Here is a 21,949-nt window from a genome sequence, read left to right as displayed (position 1 = left end):
CAAGGAGAAGAAACATGCGCACGACGACCAAGAGCAAGACCCTCGCGATCACCGCCGTGGCCTCGCTGTCCCTGTTCACTGCGGCCTGCGGCTCGAGCGATGACGACGCCGCTTCCTCGTCCGACAACGAGACCTCGGCGCCCGCGTCCGAGGACGCGTCCGACGCCGGTGCCGACCTCGTCGGCCCGGGCTGCGCCGACTACGCCTCGCAGGTGCCGGACGGCGCCGGCTCGGTCGAGGGCATGGCCCAGGACCCGGTGGCCACCGCCGCCAGCAACAACCCGCTGCTGAAGACGCTCGTCGCGGCCGTCTCCGGTGAGCTCAACCCCGACGTGAACCTGGTCGACACCCTCAACGGTGGCGAGTTCACCGTGTTCGCGCCGGTCGACGACGCCTTCGGCAAGCTGCCCGAGGAGACCGTCAAGACGCTCGGCACCCCCGAGGGCGCCAAGACGCTCGAGTCGGTCCTGACCTACCACGTCATCCCCGGCCAGATGGCTCCCGGCGACATCGACGGCACCTTCGAGACCGTCAACGGCGCCGAGCTGACCATCACGGGCGAGGGCGACAACATCCGCGTCGGCGACCAGGCCGGTGTGATCTGTGGTGGCGTCAAGACCGCCAACGCCACGGTGTACCTCATCGACACGGTGCTCATGCCCCCGGCCTGATCATCGAGTCCCGGTCACCCGAGGGTGATCGAGGCGCGGTCGTGAACCCGACGTGAGCGACCACGCCGACGACTGATCGACGCGAGGCCCGGACCCTCCTCCAGGGGGTCCGGGCCTCGTGCTGTGCAGGGACGACGCCTCGGTCTCGTCTCGGCATGACTGTATTCCTGTCAGTAACACGTGGCACGATGTCGCCATGACCACAGCGATCCGTACCGAGGGCCTCGTCAAGCTCTTCGGCGAGAACCGAGCGGTCGACGGTGTCGACCTGCAGATCCCGGCCGGAGGCGTCTACGGCGTGCTCGGGCCCAACGGAGCCGGCAAGACCACCACCATCCGCATGCTCGCCACGCTCATCAAGCCCGACGGCGGCCGGGCCGAGGTGCTCGGCCACGACGTCGTCGCCGAGTCGGCCGCGGTGCGCTCGAAGGTGGCCATGACCGGTCAGTTCGCCTCGCTCGACGAGGACCTCACGGGCCTGGAGAACCTGGTCATGCTGGCCCGGTTGTACGGGTACCGCGGTGCTGCGGCCCGCGACCGCGCCCACCAGCTGCTCGACGCCTTCGACCTCACCGACGCCGCGGGTCGCCAGGTCAAGGCCTACTCCGGCGGCATGCGTCGGCGCATCGACATCGCCGGCAGCATCGTCGTGCGACCCGAGCTGATGTTCCTCGACGAGCCCACCACCGGGCTCGACCCGCGCAGCCGCAACCAGGTGTGGGACATCGTTCGCGCCCTCGTGTCCGCCGGCACGACGGTGCTCCTCACCACCCAGTACCTCGACGAGGCCGACCAGCTGGCCGACCGGATCGCCGTGATCGACCGCGGCACGGTCATCGCCGAGGGCACGACCGGTGAGCTCAAGGCCTCCGTGGGAGCGGGCGCGCTCAAGGTGCGGGTGGCCGACCAGGCCGACCGCGAGCGCGCGGCGTCGGTCCTGGCCGCGACCCTCGACGCCGAGGCCGTGCTCGAGAAGGACCCCTACGCCCTGTCGTTCTCGGTGCCGTCGCCGCAGGGCGTCCCCGACGCCCTCGTGCGCGTCGCCGAGCAGGGCATCGCGGTCTCGGAGTTCTCGCTCGGCCAGCCCAGCCTCGACGAGGTGTTCCTCGCCCTCACCGGTGAGCACGTCACCGACGTCGAGCCCGACACGACGGAGGTCCCCGCATGAGCACCACCATGGACGCCAAGGTCCGCGAGGCGGTCGGCAGCAGCGAGCGCCCCGAGCCGGTGGGCCCGCTGGGCTCGTCGCTGATCTTCACGCACCGGGCCCTGCTCAAGATCAAGCACGTGCCCGAGCAGCTGTTCGACGTGACGATGTTCCCGATCCTGTTCACGCTGATGTTCACCTACATCTTCGGCGGCGCGATCGCCGGGTCCACCGGTGAGTACCTGGAGTACCTGGCGCCGGGCATCCTCGTGCAGACCGTCGTCATGATCACCATGTACACGGCCATGACCATCAACAACGACATCAAGAAGGGCGTCTTCGACCGCATCCGGTCCCTCCCGGTCTGGCGTCCGTCGCTCATGGTCGGGGCCCTGCTCGGCGACACGCTGCGCTACACGATGGCCTCGGTCGTCATCCTGGTGGTCACGATGCTCATCGGGTACCGGCCGCCCGGCGGTCTCGTGGGCGTGGTCGCGGCCGTCCTGCTCCTGCTGGTGTTCTGCTTCAGCGTCAGCTGGATCTGGACGCTGCTCGGCATGAAGCTGCGCAGCCCGGAGTCGGTCATGGGGGTCTCGATGATGGTCCTGTTCCCGCTGACGTTCCTGTCGAACGTGTTCGTGCCCATCGACACCATGCCCGACTGGCTGCAGCCGGCGGTCGAGAACAACCCGGTCTCGATCCTCGTCGACGCGGTCCGCAGCCTCATGGTCGGCGATCCGCACGGCGGGTCCATCGTCACGGTCCTCGTGATCTCGGGCGTGTTCGTGGCCGTCTTCGGGCCGCTCACCATGCGGGCGTACTCCCGCCGGTCCTGAGGGGCGAACCCCCGTAGGCTGGGCGGGTGGAGCCGACCTCTGGGACCTTGCTCGCGGACGAGTTCGACCGCGCCGCGCCTCGCTACGACCTGCTCACCTCGCTCAACCCCGGCTACGTCGACGCGTTGCGCGACGCCGCGCGCCGACTGGTGCTGAGCCTGCCGGTCACGGGCACGGCGCCGACGCTGTGGGACCTCGGCTGCGGCTCGGGCCTCTCCACCCGGGCGCTGCTCGACGCCGCTGGACCGGGCGCCCGCATCGTGGGCCTCGACGCGTCGGCCGGGATGCTCGCCCAGGCACAGGAGAAGGACTGGCCCGACCACGTCAGCTTCGTGCAGGCGCGGGCCCAGGACCTGCCCGGCGTGGCCGCGGTCCAGCTCGACGGCCAGGCCGACGGTGCCTTCGCGGCCTACCTGCTGCGCAACGTGCCGCAGGAGCAGCGTGACGACGTGGTCGCGGCCATCGCCGACCAGGTGCGCCCCGGCGGGTGGATCGCGCTGCAGGACTACCACGTGAAGGGCTCGCGGACGGCCGAGGCCGTCTGGAGCGCCGTCTGCTGGGGCGTCGTCACGCCGCTGTCCGTGGCGGTGCGCGGCAACCCCGCGATCTACCGGTACCTGTGGCGAAGCGTGCTGCGCAACGACTCCACCGCAGAGCTGCAGGCGCGGCTCGAGCGGGCCGGTCTCACCGACATCACGTGGACGACGGCCGGCGGCTGGCAGCGGGGCATCCTGCACACCGTCCTCGCCCGACGTCCGCTCTGACCCGCGCGTCATGGCCTCACGTCCTGTCCCACCCGGTCGCGACCGGAACGCCGTGCTCCACCCCGCCGCCCCCGGCTCCTCGCGGCTGGGCGACGACCGACACGTCGTGGTGGTCGGCGGCGGCATCGCCGGCCTCGGCGCCGCAGTGGTGCTGGCCGAGCGCGGTGCCCGCGTGACCCTGCTCGAGGCGTGCGACCAGCTGGGTGGCCGGGTGCGCGCCTGGCCACTGGCCGACGACGGCGACACCGGATCCGGCGGACCCGACGGCGCGCGCACGATGAGCCGCGGGTTCCACGCGTTCTTCCGGCAGTACTACACGTTGCGGTCGCTGCTGCGCCGCGTCGATCCCACGTTGTCGCACCTGGTGCCGGTGCCCGACTACCCGCTGCGTCGCGGCGACGGGCTCACCGACTCCTTCGCGGCCCTGCCGGCCACGCCGCCGTTCAACCTGCTGACCTTCGTGCTGCGCAGCCCCACGTTCCCCGTCTCGGCCCTGCCGTCGGTCCACGTGCCGAGTGCCCTCGAGCTGGTCGACGCCTCCTACCCGGCCAGCCACGAGCGCTACGACGGCGAGTCCGCCCAGGACTTCCTCGACCGGCTGCGCTTCCCCGAGGGAGCGCGTCACCTCGCGCTGGAGGTCTTCGCCCGGTCGTTCTTCGCCCACCCCACCGAGTTCGGGGCCGGTGAGCTGGTCGGCATGTTCCACACCTACTTCACCGGCAGCTCCGAGGGCCTGCTCTTCGACGTGCCCGACGACGACTACGACGCCGTGCTGTGGGCACCGCTCGGCCGCTACCTCGAGGGGCTGGGCGCGCGGGTGCGCACCGGTGCGCGGGCCGACCGGGTCGCACCAGACGGCGACGGCTGGCTCGTGCACACGGGCGAGGAGGCCCTGCGGGCCGACGCCGTGGTGCTGGCGACCGACCCCCGCACCACGCGCACGCTCGTGGCCCCCCTGCCCGCCGACGACGACGAGCGTCGCGACTGGCACCGCCGCGCTGCCGCCGGCCGCAACGCCCCGCCCTTCGCGGTGCTGCGGCTGTGGCTCGACGGCACGGTCGCGGCGGAGCGGGAGGCGTTCCTCGGCACGAGCGGGTACGACCTGCTCGACAACGTGACGGTGCTGGAGCGCTTCGAGCGCGGGGCCGCCGAGTGGTCCGCCCGGCACGGCGGCTCGGTGGTGGAGCTGCACGCCTACGCCACCGACCCCGTCCGTGACGCCGACCTGGCCGGCGACGGCCCCGGAGGCCTCGACGTCGCCCTGGTGCGGCAGCGGCTCCTGGCCGCCCTGCACGACGTCTACCCCGAGACCCGCACGCTCGGGATCGTGCACGAGGAGCTGCTCGTGGAGGACGACTGCGGACTGGTGGGCACAGGACCGTGGCGCGACCGCCTGACCGTCGACACCCCCTACGCCGGGCTCGTGCTCGCCGGCGACGGGCTGCGGGTCGACTGGCCGATCGCGCTCATGGAGCGGGCCGCCACCACCGGCGTGCTCGCGGCCAACCAGCTGCTCGCGGGGTGGGGCGTGCGGGGCGAGGACGTGTGGACCGTCCCGCTCGACGGCCTGCTGCGCCGACGCCCACGGCTGCCCTCGCTCTCGCGATGAGCGACGCCACCCGGTCGCGACGTCGGGCCGTCCTGCCCGGCGAGGCGGGGCACGAGACGGGAGACCCGCGCGTGGAGCGGGTCGACGCCGGTGGCCGTCCCGGCGTCAGCACCGTGTGGCGGATCCGGTCGCTCGAGGCCGCGCGTCAGGTGCTGCGCGCCCGGCACGCCACGACCCAGGCGGGCTTCACGGCCGAGGCGATCCCGCAGGGCTACCTCGAGCACCACCCGATCCTGGTCTCCGACGGCCCGAGGCACGACGAGCAGCGCCGCAAGGTGGCGCGCTTCCTCGCACCGACCGTCGTGGCGGAGCGGTACACCGACCTCATGCACTCCGTGGCCGACCGGCTGCTCGCCGAGGCCGTCGCCGACGGCGGGTGCACCCTCGACGAGCTGGCGCTGCTGTACACGGTCGAGGTCACGGCCGAGGTCGTCGGACTCACCGAGTCGTCCGTGCCCCGCATGGCGCGACGGCTGGAGGCGATGTTCAGCCAGCCGCCGTTCGACATCACCCGCCGTGACCTCGGCAGGTCCCGCGGGCAGTGGATGCAGGCCGCCTACCGCGGGCTGCTTCCGGTGGGCCGGCTGTTCCTGGCCGACGTGCGCCCCGCCGTGCGGGCGCGGCGACGCGAGCCGCGCGAGGACATCATCAGCCACCTTCTGGCCGAGGGGTACTCGACGGCGAGCATCCTCGTCGAGTGCGTCACGTACGGCACCGCGGGCATGGTGACCACGCGCGAGTTCATCGTCATGGCTGCGCTGCACCTGCTCGACGACGACGCCCTGCGCGCCCGCTACCTCGTGGCGCCCGAGGTCGAGCGGCTGGCGATCCTGGGCGAGATCATCCGGCTCGAGCCCGTCGTCGGACACCTGTACCGGCGGGCCCAGCAGGAGATCGCGGTGACCGACGGCGACGACGCGTGGACGATCGAGCCCGGTGACCTCGTCGACGTGTGCGTGCGCCCCGGCAACGCCGACCCCCGCGCGGTGGGCGACGCCCCGCTCGACCTGTGCCCCGGCCGCTCCCTGCCCGCAGGCGTGGGTGACCCGGTGCTGGCGTTCGGCGACGGTGAGCACAAGTGTCCCGGGCAGCCGCTGGCCCTGCTGGAGTCCGACGCCCTGCTGCTGCGGCTGCTGGCGCTCGAGCCGCGGCTGGAGACCGAGCCCGAGCTGGGCTGGGACCACCTGATCGCCGGCTACTGGCTCCGGGGGGCGAGGCTGGCCCTCGGCGAGGGTGGCAGTCCGCGGCCCGGACCGCGCACCAGCACGTCGGCCAGGATCGCGACCTTGGTGCGTGGTCTCACCCGGAGGCGGCCCGAGAAGACGTCGTAGTCGGCCTCCTCGATCAGGTCGAGGATGCGCGAGTACATGCGCAGCGCGGTGGCCACGCAGCGTGCCCCGGGCCTCGGCAGCATGGCCACGCCGGGAGCCGCCTCGCGGTACAGCGCGCGGTTGCGCTCCACCTGCTCGGCCATCATCGAGCGCCACGCGGGGGTGACCCGACGCGTCCACGGGTCGGCGCCGTGGCGCTGCAGGTCCTCCTGAGGCAGGTAGACCCGCCCGCGGTCGAGGTCCTCGCCGACGTCGCGCAGGAAGTTCGTCAGCTGGAACGCGTGCCCGAGCGCGCGGGCCGGTTCCTTCGCCGCCGGCGTGAGGGGCTGCAGCACGGGCAGCATCATCTCGCCGATGACGGCGGCCGAGCCCTCCATGTAGCCGTCGCGCAGGTCCTCCCACGTCTCCCACGTGGTGCGGGTCAGGTCCAGCTCCATGGCGCGGAAGAACCGGTCGAAGCACTCGGGGTCGGTGCCGCGGCGCTGCAGGCTGTCCACGACGGCGGCCATGACGGGCTCGTCGGACCGGCCGGCGGCCACGCAGTCCCAGAAGTGCTGCTCGAACATCCGCAGCCGCACCCCGGGGTCGACCTCGCCGTGGCCCGGGACGGCCGGGTCGACACGCTCGGGCTCGTCGACGATGTCGTCGGCGAGCCGGCACAGCGCGTAGACGGTGTAGACGTCGATCCGCTGCTCGCGGGGGAGCAGCCGCGCACCCCAGTAGTAGGTGGTGCCGTGGCGCTTCGTCAGCTCGGCGCACCGCGCGTAGCCCTCGGCCAGCCGCGGGTCGGGGTGCAGGGGGCGTGCCATGGTGCAGCCCAGCCTACTGAGGTGCGGGAGGATGGGCCGCATGACAACCGGTCCCGCTGACGTCGCGGTCGTCGGGCTCGGTCCGGCCGGCCGCACGCTCGCGTCGCGCTGCGCGGCGCTCGGTCTGCGCGTGCTGGCCGTCGACCCGCGGCCGGAGGCCGGCTGGACGCCCACGTACGGCGTGTGGGAGGACGAGCTGTCCGGGTTGCCGCCGACGGTCGTGCGGGCGCGGTCGGCGGCGCCACAGGTGCGGGCCACCGCCGTCCACCGGCTGCCGCGCACGTACGTGGTGCTCGACAACGCGGCGGTGCAGGCAGCGCTGCCGCTCGACGGGGTCGACGTGCGCCGCGACCGGCTCGACGACGCCGGCGTCGCGGCGCTGGCGGGGCAGGCCAGGGTCGTCGTCGACGCCCGCGGCGCGCGTCCCGACGGACGGGTGGCCCACGACCCGGCGCCGGCGCAGACCGCGTTCGGCGTCGTCGTCCCCGCCGACGTCGCGGCTCCGGCGCTGCAGGGTGCGGAGTCGCTGCTGATGGACTGGCGCACCGACTGGGCGCCGGGCGGGGTGCCGCCCGCGGGTGCGACTCCGACGTTCCTGTACGCCTTCGACCTCGGCGACGGGACCGTGCTGCTGGAGGAGACCTGCCTGGCCGCCGCTCCAGGCATGGCCGTCGAGGAGCTGCAGGTGCGGCTGCGGCGTCGGCTGGCGGCCCGCGGTGTCGACCCCGCCGTGGTCGACGCTCCGCTGGCCCGCGAGGTCGTGCGGATCCCGATGCGGGGCCGCGGTCGACCACCGGTGCCGGGCACGCTCGCGCTCGGCGTCGCCGGCCGCGGTGGGCACCTCGTCACCGGCTACTCGGTGGCGCACGCGCTGCTGCGAGGTCGTTCCCTCGCCGAGGACCTGGCGGCCGGGCGCGTGCCGGACCAGGTCGACCCGGTGCGTCCGGTCGACGGGCTTCGCGAGGCGGGTCTGCGGGCCCTGCTGCGCCTCGACGTGGACGGCACCCTCGCCCTCTTCGACGGCTTCGGCCGCCTCCCGGCCCACCAGCAGCGCGCCTTCATGTCGCGCGACGCGCCGCCGTCGGCCGTGGCCGGCGCCATGTGGACCATGTTCCGCCACATGCCGTGGTCGGGCCGGCGCGAGCTGGCCCGCGCCACCCTCGGCCGCTGACCGACCATCCCTCCCTGGAGGGCGCCCCCGCCGCGTCGTGACGCCTTGACGTCGGTTCGTTCGATGGAAATCGACGCAAACGCGTCATATCGCCTACCGCGGTGGGGCGTGTGGACCTGCGGCTGCGTCGGCGCGGCTTCTCGCGTCCTTGCTCCGCGAGAGGCCTCGACGGTGCGGGGGCGAGGGGGTCGGCCGAGCCCGCCGGGCCCGGTCCGGGCGGTTTGACGCCTTCGCGTCGGTTCTCTTCGCGGAAATCGACCTGAAGGCGTCACAACGCCGATTCGGACAGTTCCGGGGCACGCGTGCCGCTCGGAATGCCCCGGACCTGTCCGAAACGTGAGGCCGTGCCCCGAGGGCTCGGTCGGGTCGCTGGTCGCTGCCCGGTCGAGGCCTTTCGGAGGCCGCCTCGACGACTCACTCAGCCGGCGCAGCCGCAGGTCCCCACGTTTCGGACAGTTCCGGGGCACCCCGACCACTCGAACCGCCCCGGAAGTGTCCGAAACGGGGAGACTGGCGGGCGGGTCAGCGCAGGAGCTGGTTGACCCGCTCCGCGGCGAGGCGGCCCGACGGGAGCACCATCGGGACGCCGACGCCGGGGACCGTGCCCGATCCGGCGAACACCAGGCCGGGGACCCGCTTGTCGACGTTGGCGGCGCGGAACGGGCCGGTCTGGGCGAACGTGTGGGCCAGCGCGAACGGGGTTCCCGCGGCCATGCCCTGCTCGTGCCAGTCCAGGGGCGTCACCAGCTCGTCGACGACGACGTCGGTCGGGTAGCCGGCACCCTCGAGGAACTCCATGAGGCGCTCCTTCATCGGCTCGCGCTCGGCCTTCCAGTCGATGCGGCCGACGTCGAGGTTGGGCGTCGGCTCCAGCACGTAGAGCGTGCTGTCGCCCTCGGGTGCGGCATCGTCGTCGTCGAGGGAGTGGATGGTGACCAGTCGCGAGGGGTCGCGCATGAGGGTGCCGCGCTTCATGAGGTCCTCGAACGCCCCCGCCCACTCGTGGCCGAAGTGGATGTTGTGGTGGGCCTTGCCCTGCGGCAGACCCTTGACGCCCACGTGCCACACGACGCACGACGGCGAGTAGTCCCCACCGAGGCGTCCGCCGATGCCACGGACGGCGCGGGGGAGCTTCAGCTCGGGCAGCAGCCACTCGTAGGCCGTCGGCAGGTCGATGGTGCACACGACGGCGTCGGCCGCGATGGTCCCCTCGCCCGTGGCCACGCCACGCACGCGGCCCCCGGAGTCGCGCACGAGAGCGGTGACGGTGGTGCCGTAGCGGAAGTCCGCACCGGCGTCGGAGGCCGCGTCGGCCAGGGCCTGCGGCACGGCGCGCATGCCGCCCTTCGGGAAGTAGACGCCCTCGATGGAGTCCATGTACGTGATGACGGCGTAGAGCGAGAGTGCGTCGTCCGGCGCGAGGCCCGCGTACATGGCCTGGAACGAGAACAGCCGGTGCAGCCGCTCGTCGGCGAAGCGTCGCCGGATCATCGGCCCGAGCCGGGTGAACCCACCCATCGCCAGCAGACGTGCGGCGGCCATGGGCCGGGAGAGCAGGTCGGTGGGCCGGTCGAAGTTGCGGTCGATGAAGTGCGGCATCTCGGTCAGGTAGAGCTTGCGGAGCCACACCACGAACTCGTCGAACGCGGCGGCGTCGACGCTGCCGCACTCCCGGTGGATCTCGGCGCGCATCGCCTCGTGTCCGTGCCGGACCTCCAGCGTGGAGCCGTCGGCGAAGAAGGCCCGGTACGCCGGGTCGAGCAGGCTCAGCTCGAGCCGCTCGGCCAGGCTCGAGCCGGCCGCGCGAAGCGGCCGGTCGATGAGGTCGGGCATCGTCAGCACCGTCGGGCCGGTGTCGAACGTGAAGCCCTCGCGGGTCAGTCGACCGGCGCGACCGCCGGGCACGTCCTCGCGCTCGAGCACGGTGACGCGGTGCCCGTCGCCCACCAGGTGGCAGGCGGCGGCGAGGCCCGCCAGCCCCGCTCCGACGACGACGACGTGGCTCATGCAGACCTCCAGGAGATGGTGCGGGCGGTGTCGCGCAGACCGACGACACCCTCCGCGGTGAACGGGGAGTCGAGCAGGACCTGCTCGGCTCGGTCGGTCTCGGCCCGGATGCGGTCCTCGACCTCCTGCCGCACGCCCGCCTCGGCGAGGGCCTGCTGCAGCAGTGCGACGTCACCGTCGCGGGCGTCGGTGGTGCCGACGCGTGCCATGGCGGCGGCGGCCTCACCCGTCAGCCGGTCGGCGCCGAGCACCCAGATGAGCGTGGTCTTGCCCTCGCGCAGGTCGTCGCCCGACGGCTTGCCCGTCACGGCGGGGTCGCCCCACACGCCGAGCACGTCGTCACGCCAGGCGAACGCGCGCCCGAGGTGCGAGCCGAACCGTTCGAGCGCGTCACGCTGCGCCGCCGTGGCGCCGGCCGCGAGCGCGCCCAGCTGGAGCGGGCGACCGATCGTGTAGGCGCCGGACTTGAGCGCGGCCACGGCCTCGGCGTGGGCCAGGTCGGTGCGGCGCCCTGCGGCCCCGGTGAGGTCGGCCCGCTGGCCGACGATCAGCTCGAGGTTCAGCTCGTACCAGTAGTCGCGCAGCGCGAGGGGCAGCGTGTGGACGAGCCGGTCGGCCTCGCTGTGCGCGAGGTCGCCCAGCAGGATCGCGATGTTCTGGCCGAAGCGGTCGGGGTCGCCGTGGCCGTCGGCCTCGCGGTGACGACGCGCCGCGACCACGTGGGCGGCGGCCGCACCCCGGCGCTCGACGGACTGGTCCATGACGTCGTCGTGCACGAGGGCGAACAGGTGCAGCGTCTCGAGGGCGGCCGCGGCGCGCACCACGTCGTCGTGGGCGGGCGTGCCCACCTCGCCGCCCGCCGCCACGAAGCCCCAGTGGCACATCCGCGGGCGCAGGCGCTTCCCGCCGCCGAGCACGAGGGAGCGCAGCCAGCCGGGGAGGTCGCCAGGACCTCCCGCGAGCGGACCTGCGCCGCCCGGAGGGACCAGCGCGTCCCACACCGACTCCACCCAGGTCAGCTCGGTGGCGAGCAGATCGGCGACGGCCGTGACGGTGTCGGCGTCGGAGCCCGTCGTGGAGCCGACCGCGGGTGCGCTGTCACGCAGGGGGAGGTGGGATCGGCGGGCGTCGAGCTGCGGCACCTGCAGCACCGACCACGGGCTGTAGACGCCTGGTGTGGCGGTCGCGGCGGCCACGAGGTCGGACCAGGCGACCCAGAGGTGCTCTCCCACCTCCGCCGGATCGGGGGCGAGGCTGCCGCGGACCCGGCCCACGAGGACGGGGCAGATCTCGTTCTCGACCACCCCGCTGGCGTCGACGGCGCGGTACCGGAAGTCCGGCAGCACGATCCGCAGGTCGTCCACCTCGACCCCCAGCTCCTCGCGCAGACGTCGGCGCACGGCGTCCTCCAGGGCCTCGCCCGGTCGGGGGTGCCCGCAGCACGAGTTGGTCCAGACTCCCGGCCAGGTGAGCTTGCTCAGGGCGCGTCGGGTCAGCAGCACCCGGCCCTGGTCGTCGAACAGGTGCAGCGAGAAGGCCTGGTGCAGCGGGGTCTCGGTGCCGTGGACCGAGAGCCGGGGTGCCGTGCCGGCGGGCGTGCCGTCGTCCTCGAGCAGGACCACCAGGTCGTGCTCGGCCTCCAGGGCGGTCACCGGCGTGTCGTCCAGACGTTCATGATCCCTCCATCTTCGACGCAGCGCGCCGACTTCGCAGTGCAAGTGGGGTGGGCACGTGGGGTGGGGCGCAGGGCCCCACCTCGTGGGTACCCCGGCCCGGGCCAGCGACCCGCTAGCCTTCCGAGGTGGGCGCCCTCCATCTGATCCGGCACGGCCAGGCCTCCTTCGGCAGCGACGACTACGACCAGCTGTCCGAGCGCGGCACCCGACAGGGCTCCTGGCTCGGCATGGCGTGGGAGGCGTCGGGCTTCCGCCCCGACTGGTCGGTGGCGGGGTCCATGAAGCGGCACGCCCAGACCGCGGTGGCCGCGCTCGACGCGATCGACGGCGACCTGTACGACGTCGACGCCGGCTGGAACGAGTACGACCACCTGGCGCTCGCCGGCATGGACGTGACCCCGACGACGGACCTGCGTGCCTTCCAGCAGCAGCTCGACGCCGCCCTGGGCGCGTGGGTGAGCGGGGCGCCGTCGTCGGTGGAGACGTTCGCCGAGTTCTCCGAGCGTGTGCTGCGTGCCCTCGACGCCGCCGTGGCCGAGGCCGGGACGGGCCGACGGGTGGCGGTGTTCACGTCCGGAGGACCGATCGCGCTCGTCGCGTCGCACCTGCTGGCCGGCGACTCGTCGCTGTTCATCACGCTCAACCGGGTGCTCGTGAACGCCTCGGTCACGACCCTGATCGTGGGGCGCGGTGGTACCCGGCTGCTCACCTACAACGAGCACGGGCACGTGCCCGCCGACCAGGTGACCTTCCGGTAGGGATCCGGCGGGGTCACTCCCACTTCATCGCGAACCCGAAGGCCGCGACGATGAAGCCCATGCCGATGACGATGTTCCAGTCGCCGAGGTCGGAGTAGACCGGGATCTGGATGTCGGTGCCGGAGATGACGTAGAAGACCACGATCCAGAGCAGGCCGACCAGGGCCGAGGCGATCATCAGCGGCGCGGCGTACCGGTTGCCGGTGGGCGCGCCCGGCTCGGGCTCGGGGCGGGTGCGGTCGGCCACCGACGACGCGGCGAAGGCGAGGACGGCGGCGACGGCGAAGTTCCAGCCGCCCAGGCGGAAGAGGCCGGGGATCGCGCCGACGTTGGGGAAGGAGCGGTCCGAGACCGTGAAGAAGGCGCCGACCGCCCACGCGATCGCCACCACGAGCAGCAGCAGGGCGAGCGGGTGCAGCCAGCCACCTCGGGGGGTGCGGACCTTGCTCGGGTTGCTGTTCTTGGCCACGGGGATCTCTTTCGGCTGCCTACGGGACATTCTGGGCTAGCGTAGTCGCCGACGTGGTCGTCGTCGGACTGGGGAGAGGGACACGCATGTCAGGGTCGCGTGCGCGGTCGCAGGTCCGGTCCCGCCGGGGCTGGTCGGTGGCGGTGCTGCTGGTCTGCTCGGTGGCCGGCCTGACCGCAGCTGCCGCCCACGCGACGTCGGACGGCGAGGACCTGCGCCCGGCCGGTGGCGACATCGCCTCGCTCGTCTCCGACCGCACGCTCCGGGTGGAGCAGCGCCAGCAGCAGGCCGACGACCTGCAGCGCGAGATCGACGACGTCCTCGACGCCGCCGACCGCAGCAGCGGCATCGACGCGGTCGCCCGACGGCTGCGGTCGCTGCGCGACGTCGCAGGACTCAGCACGGCCCGCGGACCGGGCATCAGGGTCACGCTCGACGACGCGCCGCGCAGCGCGGCCACCTCCGGGGTCGACCCCAACTACCTCGTGGTCCACCAGCAGGACCTCCAGGCGTTCGTGAACGCGCTGTGGGCCGGTGGCGCCGAGGCGGTGAGCCTGCAGGGTCAGCGGCTGGTGTCCACCACGGCGATCGTGTGCGTCGGCAGCACGGTCATCATCGACGGCCGGCCGTACTCCCCGCCCTACGTCGTCGAGGCGATCGGCGACCGTCCGGGCATGACGTACTCGCTCGGCACGTCGCCCGAGGTCGTCAACTACGAGCGCTACGTGACCAAGTACCGACTGGGCATGAAGGTCGAGTCGAGCGACGACCTCGTGATCGGTCCCTACACCGGCACGACCTCGCTGCAGTACGCCCGCCCGCTGGCCTGACCCCGGCTACTGACCCAGCCCGTCGGCCACGCCGTCGGCCCCGGCATCGGCGTCGGCCTCGCCGTTCGCGTCGGCGTCACCGTTGCCCGGGCCCCCGTCGTCGCCGGGGTTGCTCGACACGGTGATCTCGATCGACGACCCCGGCGGCACGGTCTGCCCGGCCGGCGTGGACTGGCCGGTGACCTCGTCCTCGGGGGCGCTCGACGACGGGTCCTCGGTGACCGAGACGTCGAGGTCGAGGTCCTCGAGCGCCTTCTGCGCCTCGTCGCGCGACATGCCGATGACGTTGGGCACGGTGACCTCGCCCTCGGACACGATCACGGTGACGGTGGCCCCGACGTCGACGCTCTGGCCGGCCGGGGGGTTGGTGTTGATGACGGTGTCCTTGGACTCGTCGGAGGCGCGTTCCTCCTTCTTGACCTTCAGGCCCTCTCCCTCCAGGGCGTCCTTGGCCTCGTCGTAGTTCAGCCCGACGACGTTGGGCACCTGGACCTGCTCGGGTCCGGTCGACACGATCAGCTCGATCTCCGACCCGTCGGGGGCCATGGAGTCGCCCTCGGGGGTCTGGGAGACGACGTTGCCGCTCTCGACGTCGGCGTCGGGACGTTCCTCGGTCGTGACGGTGAACCCCTCGCCCTCGAGGGTGCGCTGGGCGGCCACGGCGTCCTGGCCGACCACGTCGGGCACGCGCACCTGGGCCGGGTCCTCGGTGTCGTTGCCCGCGAGCAGGAAGTACGCGAGGCCGGCGATGATCAGGGCTGCGAGGATGCCGAGCGCCCACCACAGGGCCTTGTTCTTCTTCTCCTCCTCCTCGTCGTCGGCCACGGCGGGCTGGGTGCCTGTGGCGGCTGCGGCGGCGACGGCAGGGGCCACGGCGGTGGCCGCCGGGATGGCCGAGGTGGCCTGCGTGGGAGCGTCGACGTGCTGACCGGCGATGGCGCGCTCGAGGTCCTTGCGCATGTCGGCGGCCGACTGGTAGCGGTCGTCGGTGCGCTTGGCGAGGGCCTTGGCGACGATGTGGTCGACCGGCTGCGACACGTCGGGGTTCAGCTGCGACGGAGGACGGGCCTCCTCGCGGACGTGCTGGTACGCCACCGACACGGGGCTGTCGCCGACGAACGGCGGGCGCCCGGTCAGCAGCTCGTAGAGCAGGCAGCCGGTGGAGTAGATGTCGGAGCGGGCGTCGACGGTCTCGCCGCGCGCCTGCTCGGGGGAGAGGTACTGCGCGGTGCCGATGACGGCCGCGGTCTGCGTCATGGCGCTGGAGGAGTCGGCGATCGCGCGCGCGATGCCGAAGTCCATGACCTTGACCTGGCCCGACGGCGTCAGCATGACGTTGGCCGGCTTGATGTCACGGTGGATGATGCCGGACCGGTGCGAGTAGTCGAGCGCGCTGAGCACGTCGGCGGTGATCGACAGCGCCCGCTCGGGCAGGATCTTGCGGTCGTCGCGCAGGATCTCGCGCAACGTCTGGCCCTCCACGTACTCCATGACGATGTACGGGATGTGGTTGCCGTGCTTGTCCGTGGAGTCGCCCGTGTCGTACACGGCCACGACGGCCGGGTGGTTCAGGGCGGCTGCGGACTGGGCCTCGCGCCGGAAGCGGGCCTGGAAGGTGTCGTCGGAGGACAGGTCGGCCCGCAGCTGCTTGATCGCCACGGTGCGGCCGAGACGCAGGTCGCGGGCCACGCGGACGTCGGCCATGCCGCCGCGCCCCAGCAGTCCGCCGAGCTCGTAGCGCTCGCCGAGCAGGATGGGCTCGTCGGGGGTACCGGTCATGGTGTCACTCTCCCTGAGGGGTCGAAGTCACTCACCGAGCACCGCCTCGATGACGGAGCGTGCGATGGGGCCGGCGAGACGTCCGCCGGCGATCTCGTTGCGGGCGGTGTCCGAGGACTCCACGACCACGGCGACGGCGACCTTGGGGTCGTCGGCCGGGGCGAGGGCCACGAACCAGGCGTAGGGGGGACGGTCCGCGGTGGACTGCGCCGTCCCGGTCTTGGCGCCGACGTCGACGCCGGGGATCTGGGCCGAGGTGGCCGTCCCGGACTCGACCGTCGCGACCATCATGTCGCGCAGCTTGGCGGCGTTGTCGGAGGTCATGGCCTCGCTGAGCTCCTCGGGCTCGAGGGACTCGATGACCCGGAGGCTGGGCGAGCGCACGGTCTTGACCACCTGCGGCTTCATGACGACACCGTCGTTGGCGATGCCGGCGCCGACCATGGCCATCTGCAGCGGAGTGGCCGCGACCTCGAACTGGCCGATGCCGCTCTGGGCGAGCTGCGGGGCCTCGAGGTCGGTGCCCTCGACCGTGAAGCGGCTGGCGTTGTTGCGCAGTCCCTCGATCGGGTCGGTGCCGAAGCCGAACTTGCGCGCCTGCTCCTCGAGCTTGTCCTGGCCGATCTTGCCGGCGAGGTCGCCGAAGGAGACGTTGCAGGAGACCTGGAGGGCGCGCTCGAAGGTGATCTCGTCGCCGCCGCAGTTGCCACCGTTCTCGTTGGGCAGCGTGTAGTCGATGCCGGGGAACGACAGGCGCGCGCCGCCCTTGACGTCGTCGTCGGGCTCCAGGCCCAGCTCGTCGAGCGCGGCCGCGGCGGTGACCAGCTTGAACGTGGAGCCGGGGGGCAGGATCTGCTCGGTGGCCCGGTTGGTGAGCGGGTCGTCGTCGTCGCCCTGCAGCTTCTCCATGGCGTCGGCGACCTCGCCGAAGTCGTGGCTGGCCAGGGCGTTGGGGTCGTAGGACGGCTGGCTGACCATGGCGAGCACCTCGCCGGTCTTCGGGTCGAGCGCGGCGACGGCGCCCTTGGTGTCCTTGCCGAGGGCCTCGAGCCCGCTGGCGGCCACCTTCTGCGCCTGGGGGTCGATGGTCAGCTCGACGCTGCCGCCCTGGGGCTTCTTGTTGGCGAACAGGTCGATCACGCGGCTGACGAACAGCCGGTTGTCGTTGCCCGAGAGCACCCGGTTCTGCGACCGCTCGAGGTTCTCGCTGCCGTACAGGTAGGAGAAGTAGCCGGTGAGCGGGGCGTACAGCTCGGCCTGCGGGTAGGTACGCTGGTACTTGTACTGGTCGTCGCTGGGCTCGCTCTCGGCGATCGCCTCGTCGCCGACGAGGATGGCGCCGCGGTCGCGCGAGAAGTCGGCGTCGATGACGCGCTTGTTGCCCTGACGGTCGTTGAGGTCCGTGGCCTGCACGAACTGGACCACGTTGACGTTGATGAGCAGCGCCGCGAACAGCACGAGGCACGCGACGGCGAGGTTGCGGATGGGCTTGTTCATGACAGCTTCACCACCTGGGTCTCCTCGTCGTGGTCGAACTGCGACACCTCGGGCGCGGGGCGCCGGGTCTGGTCGCTGATGCGCAGGAGCAGCGCGATGATGGCCCAGTTCATGACCACCGAGGATCCGCCTTGGGCCATGAACGGCGTCGTGAGGCCGGTGAGCGGGATGAGCCGCGTGACGCCGCCGATGACGACGAAGATCTGCAGGGCCATCGAGACGGCGAGGCCGGCCGCGAGGAGCTTGCCGAACGCGTCGCGGCAGGTGAGGGCGATGCGCATGCCGCGCTCGACCACGAGCCCGTAGATGACCAGGATCGCCATCAGGCCGGTGAGGCCGAGCTCCTCACCCATGGCCGCCGCGATGAAGTCCGAGAACGAGAACGGCGTGAGCTGGGGACTTCCCTGGCCCCAGCCCGTGCCGAGGATGCCGCCGTAGGCCATGCCGAACAGGCCGTTGATGATCTGGCCGTTGCGGTCGGGATCGGCGAACGGGTCGAGCCAGGCGTCGAAGCGCACCCGGACGTGACCGAACGCCAGGTAGCCGAAGTAGGCGCCGACCACGAACAGCCCGCCGCCGACCACGAGCCAGCCGGGGCGCTCAGTGGCGATGTAGAGCATGACCACGAAGAGGCCGAAGAAGAGCAGCGAGGAGCCGAGGTCGCGCTGGAAGACGAGGATGCCGATGCTGATGAGCCAGCCGACGCCGATGGGGCCGAGGTCGCGGCCGCGGGGCAGGTCGATGCCGGCGAAGCGGCGTCCCGCGAGGGCGAGCGCGTCGCGCTTCACGACCAGGTAGCCGGCGAAGAAGATGGCCAGGCAGATCTTGGCGGCCTCACCGGGCTGGAAGCTGAACGGCCCCAGGTTGATCCAGATGCGGGCGCCGCGGATGTTCTGCCCGATCACCGGCAGCAGGGGCAGGACGAGCAGCGCCAGGGCGACGAAGCCGAAGGTGTACGTGTAGGCCTGCAGGCGTCGGTGGTCGCGCACCACGAGCAGCACCACGGCGAACGCGACGATCCCGAGGGCCGACCAGATGAGCTGGGAGTTCGCGAGCGGCGCGTAGTTGCCGCCGAGGCACAGGTCCTCGCAGCCGAGGTCGATGCGGTAGATCATCGCCAGGCCGAGACCGTTGAGGCAGATGACCAGCGGCAGGAGCACGGGGTCGGCGTAGGGCGCGACCTTGCGGACGAACAGGTGGGTCGCGATGGCGGCGACGACGAGGCAGCCGGCCAGCTTGACGGCGCCCGCCGGGATGCGTCCCTCCGAGCCGAGGCCGACCGCGCAGTAGGCGGCCACGCCGATGCAGATGGCGAGCAGCGTGAGCGTCAGCTCGGCCCCGCGGCGCTTGCGCGGGACGAGGGTGGGGGTGGTCATGGCCTAGGCCCCCTGCTCGTCGTCGGCCGAGGCGCTCGCGCTGGGCGTGGGGGACGGCGACGGAGTGGGCTCGGGCACGACGGCGAGGTCGCGCAGGTTCTCGACGATCTGCTCGGCGTTGGCCCGGCTGTCGGCCTCGAGCCCGCCCTCGACCTGCTCGGCGCGGAACGCCGGCAGGGTGTCGAGCTCGATGTCGGTGACCTCGTCGACGCGCTGCAGCGTGACGAGCGGGATGTCGGCCTGCACACCGCGGTAGATCGTGACCTTGCCGTCGGACGCCGCCACGTAGTACTGGTCCTGCGTCCACTGGTAGGCGTAGAAGAGACCTGCGGCGATCGCCCCGACGACCACGGCGAGCGCCACCAGCCGACGCACCCAGCGCCACTTGCTGGGCGGGACCGGCGCGTAGCGCAGCTCCTCGGGGTCGGGCTCACGCTCGCGCTTCGCCTCGCCGCGGGTGCGGGACTTGCCGGTGCCGCCGGAGGCCTGGCCGGTCCGTGGTCGCGGTCCGCCGGACGCCGCGCCGACCAGCTGCGGCTGGCCGTCGGACGACGACAGGTTCTCGTCGGGCTCCCCGTCGTCCTCCACGAGCTCGCCGATGACGACCGTGACGTTGTCGTACCCACCGTTCTCGAGGGCCGTGCGGACCAGCTCGGAGGCGGCGGCGTCGATGGTCTCCGAGGACAGGAGGCGCTCGATCGTGGCGTCGTCGACCATGTCGGACAGGCCGTCACTGCACAGCAGGAAGCGGTCGCCCAGCTGGCCCTCGAACCAGTCGAAGTCGGCCTCGTTGTCGTCGCGGCCGAGCATGACGCGCAGCAGGAGCGAGCGGTGCGGGTGCACACGCGCCTCCTCGGGCGTCAGCTTGCCCTCCTCCACGAGGCTCTGCACGAAGGTGTGGTCGGTGCTGATCTGGGTGAGCTCGCCGTCGCGCAGCAGGTAGGCGCGGGAGTCGCCGATGTGGGCGGTGGCGAAGCGTTCGCCGTCCCACAGCATGGCCTCGAGCGTGGTGCCCATGCCCTCGACCGAGGGGTCGTCCTGCACCAGCTCGCCGAGCCGGTGGTTGGCGTGGGCGACGGCCTTCTCGAGGGCCTCGAGCGGGTCGATGTCGGGCAGCTCGCGGTCGAGCTGGCGGATGACGTTCATGGCCTCCGCGGAGGCGAGGTCGCCGGCCGCTGCGCCACCCATGCCGTCGGCGACGGCGATGAGCCGGCCGCTCGCGTAGCCGGAGTCCTGGTTCATCGAGCGGCGCAGGCCGACGTCGGTCAGCGCGACGTAGCGCAAGGTCAGGGAGGTCATCGCCCTACTTCCGCAGCTCGACGATCGTCTTGCCCAGGCGGACCTGCAGTCCGAGGCCGACGGGCGTGGGTGAGGTGATGCGCTGGCTGCCCAGGTAGGTGCCGTTGGTGGAGCCGAGGTCCTCGACGAACCACTGCTCGCCGTTGGTGGCGAAGCGTGCGTGACGCGTGGACACGTAGTCGTCGTCGAGGCGGATGGCGGCGTCGGTGCCGCGGCCGAGCAGCACCGGGCCCTCGCCGAGGGGGACGCTCTGGCCGGAGTTGGGACCCGACACGACCTGCAGCTTGGTGGGCGCGCCGCGCGGGGTGCGCTGCTTCTTGCCGCCCTTGGCCGGCTTGGGCGCCGCCGCGGCCTTGGGCTGGCGCTTGGCCTTGGCTGCCGGGGCCTTCGCGCCGAAGATGTCGGAGCGGATGACGGAGACGGCCGACAGGACGAACAGCCACAGGACGGCGAGGAAGCCGATCTTGATGAGGGTGAGGGTCAGGTCCGACATCAGGCCTCGCTCGTCGTGATGCGGATGGTGAGGGTGGTGTTGCCGAGGCGGATCTCGGACCCGTCGCGGACCGACGCGGTCTGCACGCGCTGCCCGTTGAGGATGACACCGTTGGTGGACTGCAGGTCGGTGACCGTGACGCTCGTGTTGCCGCCGGACTCGTGGACCTTGATGTCGGCGTGCCGGCGCGATATGCCCGGGTCGTCGATGCGCAGGTCGGCCTCGCTGCCGCGCCCGACGACCACGCCGGGCGGGGTGAGGGGGTGCTTGAGGCCGTTGACCTCGAGCACCACCTGCGAGCTGCGGACGGCGGTCTCGGTCATCCGCTGGCCCTCGACGGGGCGGACCGACGCGTTGGTGCGGCTTCGGACGCGGAACCGGCCGGTGCCGAGCTCGGTCGCCATCACCAGCTTGATGCTGAGCGGGCCTGCCAGCGTGTACCGCTGCTCGGTCACGTGTTCCTGGACGAGCGTGGCCAGCTCGGTGGTGAGGGTGTCGCCGAAGGGCGAGAGCCGCTCGTGGTCGACGGCGGACAGCTCGACGGTGAAGTCGTTGGGGACCAGCATCCGCTGGCGCGACAGCACGTGGGCGGAGTTGTCGACCTCGCGCTGGATGGCGGCGGCGATCTCGACGGGCTGCACGGCGCTGCGGAACGCGCGGGCGAACGCACCGGTGACGGCGCCTTCGAGTCGCTGCTCGAAGCGGCTCAGCACTCCTGCCATCAGGTGTCGCTCCTGCCGGTCGGGTCGCGGGTGTCGTCGGTGGTCCCGACGATCGTATCGGCAGGGCCGCAGCACGCGAACTCGCACGCGAACGCGTTCCACCCCGCCATCGGTGGATTCGCAACATCAGGCCCTTCGGACGGCCCCCATCGGTGGATGTTCAACCCCAGCGGCGCCTCTGCGGTTGAGGATCCACCGACGACGGCGACGGTGGGCGGGTGCACCGCGCCCCGCGGGGGATCGGCCCGCACGCCTCCTGTTAGACTCGGCGATCGGTTCCTCCGGGAACCATGCGCGAGTGGCGGAACGGCAGACGCGCTGGCTTCAGGTGCCAGTGTCCGCAAGGGCGTGGGGGTTCAAATCCCCCCTCGCGCACACGACAGGACCGGGCCCCGACAGCACTGCTGTCGGGGCCTCGTTCGTTTCTGGGGCCCGGTGCTGGCGTGTGCATCGATGGTGCGGGGATGTGAGGAGGAGGTCGCTCAGCGACCGACGGAGTCCCCCCTCGCGCACACCGAACGACCGGGCCCCGGCAGCACTGCTGCCGGGGCTCGATCGTTGAACGGGCCCGGTCGTTGCTGTGGCCCGGAGCTGGCGTGTGCATCGATGGTGCGGGGATGTGAGGAGGAGGTCGCTCGGCGACCGACGGAGGGGGGGGGGGGGGGGGGGGGGGGGGGGGGGGGGGGGGGGGGGGGGGGGGGGGGG

The 21,949-nt window shown here is 72.3% G+C and carries 17 protein-coding genes, 1 tRNA gene and 3 pseudogenes; 10 read left to right on the top strand and 11 right to left on the bottom strand.

Features of this window, described 5'->3' with window-relative positions; genetic code table 11:
• Positions 1-14 precede the first annotated feature (14 nt).
• The 6 genes and pseudogenes from RQG84_RS03970 to RQG84_RS03945 all read left to right on the top strand — a co-directional run.
• The gene (locus RQG84_RS03970; protein WP_311208955.1) at positions 15-671 is read left to right on the top strand and encodes a fasciclin domain-containing protein; all 657 of its coding nucleotides are present in this window, start codon (positions 15-17) and stop codon (positions 669-671) included.
• Between the two features lie 196 nt (positions 672-867).
• A complete protein-coding gene (locus tag RQG84_RS03965; RefSeq protein WP_055962125.1) occupies positions 868-1,839 on the top strand; it encodes an ATP-binding cassette domain-containing protein in 972 nt (323 codons plus the stop codon).
• Entirely contained in the window at positions 1,836-2,654 is an 819-nt protein-coding gene (locus tag RQG84_RS03960; RefSeq protein ID WP_311208954.1) for an ABC transporter permease, read from the top strand. Before RQG84_RS03965 ends, RQG84_RS03960 begins: the two co-directional genes overlap by 4 nt.
• A 26-nt stretch (positions 2,655-2,680) precedes the next feature.
• Positions 2,681-3,418, top strand: a complete 738-nt coding sequence (locus RQG84_RS03955; RefSeq protein ID WP_311208953.1) for a methyltransferase domain-containing protein — start codon at positions 2,681-2,683, stop codon at positions 3,416-3,418.
• Positions 3,419-3,428: 10 nt separating this feature from the next.
• Positions 3,429-5,027, top strand: coding sequence for an FAD-dependent oxidoreductase (locus RQG84_RS03950; RefSeq protein ID WP_311208952.1), 1,599 nt, complete (start codon positions 3,429-3,431; stop codon positions 5,025-5,027).
• A pseudogene (locus tag RQG84_RS03945) lies at positions 5,024-6,151 on the top strand (cytochrome P450); the annotation flags it as partial. The gene RQG84_RS03950 and the pseudogene RQG84_RS03945, both read left to right, overlap by 4 nt.
• Before the next feature lie 71 nt (positions 6,152-6,222).
• Here the strand turns inward: RQG84_RS03945 and RQG84_RS03940 are convergent.
• Positions 6,223-7,167 (bottom strand): phytoene/squalene synthase family protein, encoded by a 945-nt coding sequence (locus tag RQG84_RS03940; protein ID WP_311208951.1) that lies wholly within the window; start codon positions 7,165-7,167, stop codon positions 6,223-6,225.
• A gap of 40 nt (positions 7,168-7,207) precedes the next feature.
• Here RQG84_RS03940 and RQG84_RS03935 point away from each other — a divergent pair, with 40 nt between their 5' ends.
• A complete protein-coding gene (locus RQG84_RS03935; protein ID WP_311208950.1) occupies positions 7,208-8,338 on the top strand; it encodes a lycopene cyclase family protein in 1,131 nt (376 codons plus the stop codon).
• A gap of 522 nt (positions 8,339-8,860) precedes the next feature.
• On the opposite strand, the gene crtI is transcribed toward RQG84_RS03935, so the two are convergent.
• From crtI to idi, 3 genes and pseudogenes are all read right to left on the bottom strand, one after another.
• Positions 8,861-10,345, bottom strand: coding sequence for a phytoene desaturase family protein (gene crtI / locus RQG84_RS03930; protein ID WP_311208949.1), 1,485 nt, complete (start codon positions 10,343-10,345; stop codon positions 8,861-8,863).
• Positions 10,342-11,259 (bottom strand): annotated as a pseudogene (locus RQG84_RS03925) (polyprenyl synthetase family protein); the annotation flags it as partial. The gene crtI and the pseudogene RQG84_RS03925, both read right to left, overlap by 4 nt.
• A 210-nt stretch (positions 11,260-11,469) precedes the next feature.
• Positions 11,470-12,012, bottom strand: a pseudogene (gene idi / locus RQG84_RS03920) (isopentenyl-diphosphate Delta-isomerase); the annotation flags it as partial.
• A gap of 134 nt (positions 12,013-12,146) precedes the next feature.
• Here idi and RQG84_RS03915 point away from each other — a divergent pair.
• Positions 12,147-12,779 carry a histidine phosphatase family protein gene (locus tag RQG84_RS03915; protein ID WP_311208948.1) on the top strand — a complete coding sequence of 211 codons (633 nt, stop codon included), beginning with the start codon at positions 12,147-12,149 and terminating at the stop codon, positions 12,777-12,779.
• Positions 12,780-12,792: 13 nt separating this feature from the next.
• Here RQG84_RS03915 and RQG84_RS03910 read toward each other — a convergent pair whose 3' ends face one another.
• Positions 12,793-13,278, bottom strand: coding sequence for a cell division protein CrgA (locus RQG84_RS03910; protein ID WP_311208947.1), 486 nt, complete (start codon positions 13,276-13,278; stop codon positions 12,793-12,795).
• A gap of 56 nt (positions 13,279-13,334) precedes the next feature.
• Here RQG84_RS03910 and RQG84_RS03905 point away from each other — a divergent pair, with 56 nt between their 5' ends.
• Positions 13,335-14,078, top strand: coding sequence for a DUF881 domain-containing protein (locus tag RQG84_RS03905; RefSeq protein ID WP_311208946.1), 744 nt, complete (start codon positions 13,335-13,337; stop codon positions 14,076-14,078).
• 6 nt (positions 14,079-14,084) lie between these two features.
• On the opposite strand, the gene pknB is transcribed toward RQG84_RS03905, so the two are convergent.
• From pknB to RQG84_RS03875, 6 genes are read right to left on the bottom strand one after another with little or no spacing between them, the layout of a single operon-like run.
• Positions 14,085-15,857: a Stk1 family PASTA domain-containing Ser/Thr kinase gene (gene pknB / locus RQG84_RS03900; protein ID WP_311208945.1), complete on the bottom strand. Its 1,773-nt coding sequence runs from the start codon at positions 15,855-15,857 to the stop codon at positions 14,085-14,087.
• 27 nt (positions 15,858-15,884) lie between these two features.
• On the bottom strand, positions 15,885-17,354 hold the full coding sequence (locus tag RQG84_RS03895) for a penicillin-binding protein 2 (protein ID WP_055962097.1): 1,470 nt from the start codon (positions 17,352-17,354) through the stop codon (positions 15,885-15,887).
• Entirely contained in the window at positions 17,351-18,730 is a 1,380-nt protein-coding gene (locus RQG84_RS03890) for an FtsW/RodA/SpoVE family cell cycle protein (protein ID WP_311208944.1), read from the bottom strand. Before RQG84_RS03890 ends, RQG84_RS03895 begins: the two co-directional genes overlap by 4 nt.
• A gap of 3 nt (positions 18,731-18,733) precedes the next feature.
• Positions 18,734-20,029: a PP2C family serine/threonine-protein phosphatase gene (locus tag RQG84_RS03885; protein ID WP_082506414.1), complete on the bottom strand. Its 1,296-nt coding sequence runs from the start codon at positions 20,027-20,029 to the stop codon at positions 18,734-18,736.
• A gap of 4 nt (positions 20,030-20,033) precedes the next feature.
• Positions 20,034-20,522, bottom strand: coding sequence for an FHA domain-containing protein (locus RQG84_RS03880; protein ID WP_311208943.1), 489 nt, complete (start codon positions 20,520-20,522; stop codon positions 20,034-20,036).
• Positions 20,522-21,244 carry a DUF3662 and FHA domain-containing protein gene (locus RQG84_RS03875; RefSeq protein WP_311208942.1) on the bottom strand — a complete coding sequence of 241 codons (723 nt, stop codon included), beginning with the start codon at positions 21,242-21,244 and terminating at the stop codon, positions 20,522-20,524. The genes RQG84_RS03880 and RQG84_RS03875 overlap by 1 nt, the downstream gene beginning before the upstream one ends.
• A 292-nt stretch (positions 21,245-21,536) precedes the next feature.
• Here RQG84_RS03875 and RQG84_RS03870 point away from each other — a divergent pair.
• Positions 21,537-21,619 (top strand) — tRNA-Leu (locus RQG84_RS03870).
• Positions 21,620-21,949 lie beyond the last annotated feature (330 nt).

Source organism: Aeromicrobium sp. WCS2018Hpa-31 (genome assembly GCF_031843905.1).
Classification (GTDB): Bacteria; Actinomycetota; Actinomycetes; order Propionibacteriales; family Nocardioidaceae; genus Aeromicrobium.
Note: the sequence above shows the minus strand (reverse complement) of the source record. Positions and strands in the feature narration are given on the sequence as shown.

Bases quoted from the DNA above. Each gene is read 5' to 3' on its own strand.
- RQG84_RS03970 (WP_311208955.1), top strand. From the start codon at position 15: ATGCGCACGACGACCAAGAGCAAGACCCTCGCGATCACCGCCGTGGCC.
- RQG84_RS03965 (WP_055962125.1), top strand. From the start codon at position 868: ATGACCACAGCGATCCGTACCGAGGGCCTCGTCAAGCTCTTCGGCGAG.
- RQG84_RS03960 (WP_311208954.1), top strand. From the start codon at position 1,836: ATGAGCACCACCATGGACGCCAAGGTCCGCGAGGCGGTCGGCAGCAGC.
- RQG84_RS03950 (WP_311208952.1), top strand. From the start codon at position 3,429: ATGGCCTCACGTCCTGTCCCACCCGGTCGCGACCGGAACGCCGTGCTC.
- RQG84_RS03940 (WP_311208951.1), bottom strand. From the start codon at position 7,167: ATGGCACGCCCCCTGCACCCCGACCCGCGGCTGGCCGAGGGCTACGCG.
- RQG84_RS03935 (WP_311208950.1), top strand. From the start codon at position 7,208: ATGACAACCGGTCCCGCTGACGTCGCGGTCGTCGGGCTCGGTCCGGCC.
- crtI (WP_311208949.1), bottom strand. From the start codon at position 10,345: ATGAGCCACGTCGTCGTCGTCGGAGCGGGGCTGGCGGGCCTCGCCGCC.
- RQG84_RS03910 (WP_311208947.1), bottom strand. From the start codon at position 13,278: ATGTCCCGTAGGCAGCCGAAAGAGATCCCCGTGGCCAAGAACAGCAAC.
- RQG84_RS03905 (WP_311208946.1), top strand. From the start codon at position 13,335: ATGTCAGGGTCGCGTGCGCGGTCGCAGGTCCGGTCCCGCCGGGGCTGG.
- pknB (WP_311208945.1), bottom strand. From the start codon at position 15,857: ATGACCGGTACCCCCGACGAGCCCATCCTGCTCGGCGAGCGCTACGAG.
- RQG84_RS03895 (WP_055962097.1), bottom strand. From the start codon at position 17,354: ATGAACAAGCCCATCCGCAACCTCGCCGTCGCGTGCCTCGTGCTGTTC.
- RQG84_RS03890 (WP_311208944.1), bottom strand. From the start codon at position 18,730: ATGACCACCCCCACCCTCGTCCCGCGCAAGCGCCGCGGGGCCGAGCTG.
- RQG84_RS03885 (WP_082506414.1), bottom strand. From the start codon at position 20,029: ATGACCTCCCTGACCTTGCGCTACGTCGCGCTGACCGACGTCGGCCTG.
- RQG84_RS03880 (WP_311208943.1), bottom strand. From the start codon at position 20,522: ATGTCGGACCTGACCCTCACCCTCATCAAGATCGGCTTCCTCGCCGTC.
- RQG84_RS03875 (WP_311208942.1), bottom strand. From the start codon at position 21,244: ATGGCAGGAGTGCTGAGCCGCTTCGAGCAGCGACTCGAAGGCGCCGTC.